This window comes from Desulfonatronospira sp. (assembly GCA_003563255.1).
In the GTDB taxonomy this organism is placed as follows: Bacteria; Desulfobacterota; Desulfovibrionia; order Desulfovibrionales; family Desulfonatronovibrionaceae; genus Desulfonatronospira.
Window position 1 is genome coordinate 1 of sequence record PWSL01000092.1, and the last position, 2919, is coordinate 2919.

The following is a 2919-nucleotide window of genomic DNA, read 5'->3' on the forward strand; positions in this document are numbered from 1 at the left end:
ACAAGGTGCGCTACTTCATTGCCGGAGAAAAGACCTGGGCCATGAATAATACCCTGGGGCTGTGCAACTTTGTTGTGGCTCCTTTGTTTTCCATGACCTATGACAAACTGTGCCAGGCCGTGGAGGCCATCACCGGCTGGTCCACCAGCCTGCATGAACTGATGCTTGTGGCCGAGCGCTCCATAGTCCTGGCCCGGATGTTTAATGTCCGCCAGGGAATGGACAGCAAGGACGATAAGCTCTTCCGGCGGATGTTCGAACCGCTGCCCGAGGGCGTGCTCAAAGGTCAGAACATTGACGGGGAAGAATTCCAGAAAGCCCTGGAGCTTTACTACGCCATGATGAACTGGGATGAAAGAGGCGTTCCTACTAGAGGAGCCCTGTATAACCTCGGTCTGGACTGGCTTGTATGAAGCAGACAAAGACAAATCAGGCCATATCCGGGAACTGTTTCCAGGAAAACCCCATTACACTGAAACTGCACCTTGAATCAATTCTGGAAAAATACACCCCTGAAGACGCTGAACACTTTCCCATGCCCCGGGAGTCAACTCTGGCGGATCTGCTCAAACACCTGGGGCTTGGTGAAGATCAGGTTATGCTCGCTTTTGTTAATGGTAGAATGGCCAACTTGAAAACCAGACTTGCGGACAGGGATGCAGTATCTCTATGTCCTTACATTTGCGGCGGTTGAAAAAATGGAAGTAAAGCTCAAATACGGCAAAGGGGTCAAGATACTCAGACTGCCTGAACAGGCCGACGTCCAGGTGTTGACTCCCCGTGATCTACCCCATCTTTCTGATCTGGCGGGTTCCCTGCAGGCTGCCCTGGACGCCCCCCTGCAGGCTCAGCCCCTGGAAAGCAGACCCAGGCCGGGCCGGATAGCCATTGCCGTTCCTGACGAAACCCGCCCGGTACCATTGAAAGAGCTGCTGCCAGTGCTTCTGAACAGGATCTTCAAGGCCTGGCCTGGTATTGATCCGGCAGCCGTGGCAATTGTTGTCGGGGGGGGGCTGCACCCGGCCCCTGACAGTGATCAATTGGCCCGCATTCTTCCTGAGGATTTAAGGGGTTGCAGGGTTGTCTCTCATGATGCTCTGTCATCGCCCCTGAAAAGCTACGGCTTTACATCCATGGGAACACCGGTGGAGATAAATGCTGTATTTGGTGAGGCTGATCTGAAGATTGTAGTGGGTATGATCGATCCCCATCAGTACCAGGGCATGACCGGTGGATCCAAAGGGGTGACCATCGGCTGCGCCTCCAGAAAAATGATTGAGAAAAACCACAGTTTGATGTCCACGCCCGGGGCGGTAGCGGGAAATATTCATGATAATTCTCCCCGCCAGGATCTGAATGAAGCCGGGAGGATGATCGGTATTGACCTGGCTGTCAATGTCTGCCTCAACGCGGCCCAGAAAGCAGTGGCGGTTCTGGCGGGAGAACCGGAAGCAGTCCTTATGTCCGGTGCTCATATTACAGAGCAGCTATACGGACTTCCCCTGAAGGAGCCCTTTGACATAGTAATCGCCTCCTGTGGCGGCCATCCAAAGGATATATGCATATACCAGGCTCAAAAAGGCCTGAACACCGCTTCTCAATGTACGGTCCAGGGAGGCAGAATACTGCTTCTGGCCGCCTGCACCCAAGGAGTGGGTGATCAATGTTACTATGATTATGTCCGCCGTTTTACCTGTCCTTCCTCTCAAATGAAAGATTTTGAAGAGTTCGGGTTTCGAATGGGAGCGCACAAGGCCTATCTTTACAGCCGGACTCTGACCCGGTTTTCAGTTGTAATTGATTCTGAACTGGATGCCCAGACCCTGGCCGACTGCCACCTGAGCAAAGGAAACGCCCAGGAAACCCTTGACAGGTGGTTTAAAGAGCAACCTCCCGGATTCAACCCGAGAGTGGCTGTTTTGCCCAATGCCAATACATCTTACTTTTATAACCAGGAATAATTGAGATATGACTCAGCAGCCAATAAGAACATATATTTCAGACCGGGAAATATTCAACCGTGCAGACATATCGGGAAACCCGGTCCAGGAAGAGGTCCTGCTGGCCATGGAGGCGGGAGAACTTCCTCTTCGCTACCAACGAAACAGTCAGACTCTGAGTTTGACAGACCAGATCAGCCTGACCAGATCGGCAGTACTTATAGTTGGATGCGGTGGGCTGGGAGGCAACCTCTGTGAATACCTGGTCCGCATGGGAGTGGGTAAAATTGTAGCCTGCGATCCGGATGTATTTGAAGAAAGCAACTGCAACCGGCAAATTCTGGCCACATCCGAAACCCTGGGAAAACCCAAGGCCCTGGCGGCCAGGCAAAGAGCCCTTACCATCAACCCGTTGGTGGAAGTCGTGGCTGTTGAGGATTTAGTCAGGGTTGATCTGCTGGATTCTGTTCAGGCCGTAGCAGACTGCCTGGGTGGTGCAGATTACCGCCAGGAACTGCTGGAAATGGCCGGAAATGCCGACTTGCCCCTGGTCTCAGCTGGGATCGCCGGATGGCACGCACTGGTATGCACCACATGGCCGGGTGAATCAGGGATTGGAGAGTTCATGGGCAAGTCAACCAGTTCCGTGGAGAATGAACTAGGAGTGTTGGCCCCTGTGGCTTCTTTCGCCGCATCCCTGCAGGCGGGTGAACTGATCAGAATCCTGACCGGCGTCGATCCTGCCCTGCGCGGGAGCCTGCTCATGGCTGACATGGCCCGGATGCGCTTTTCCACTGTAGACTTGAACACATTGTAAGAGACTGGGTCTCAGGCTGGCACTTCTAAATATTCTATCTATAACACTACAGCGAAACTTATATATTGACCTCCGGGGACTGGCTCTTTTGCCGCCTGTTATTTTGTTCAATTGCAAGTTATCAAACGGCAAAAGTGCCTGTCCCCAATTGAGACAGGTTAT

4 protein-coding genes are annotated in these 2919 nt (G+C 52.9%); all 4 read left to right on the plus strand.

Features of this window, described 5'->3' with window-relative positions:
- The coding region (locus tag QZP87_RS02795) for an aldehyde ferredoxin oxidoreductase C-terminal domain-containing protein (RefSeq protein WP_291321398.1) at nt 1-413 on the plus strand (413 nt) is incomplete at its 5' end.
- On the plus strand, nt 410-694 hold the full coding sequence (locus QZP87_RS02800) for a MoaD/ThiS family protein (protein ID WP_291321399.1): 285 nt from the start codon (nt 410-412) through the stop codon (nt 692-694). The genes QZP87_RS02795 and QZP87_RS02800, both read left to right, overlap by 4 nt.
- 4 nt (nt 695-698) lie before the next feature.
- Nucleotides 699-1961 (plus strand): nickel-dependent lactate racemase, encoded by a 1263-nt coding sequence (gene larA / locus QZP87_RS02805; protein WP_291321400.1) that lies wholly within the window; start codon nt 699-701, stop codon nt 1959-1961.
- Between the two features lie 7 nt (nt 1962-1968).
- Entirely contained in the window at nt 1969-2757 is a 789-nt protein-coding gene (locus tag QZP87_RS02810; protein ID WP_291321401.1) for a ThiF family adenylyltransferase, read from the plus strand.
- Nucleotides 2758-2919: the final 162 nt, after the last annotated feature.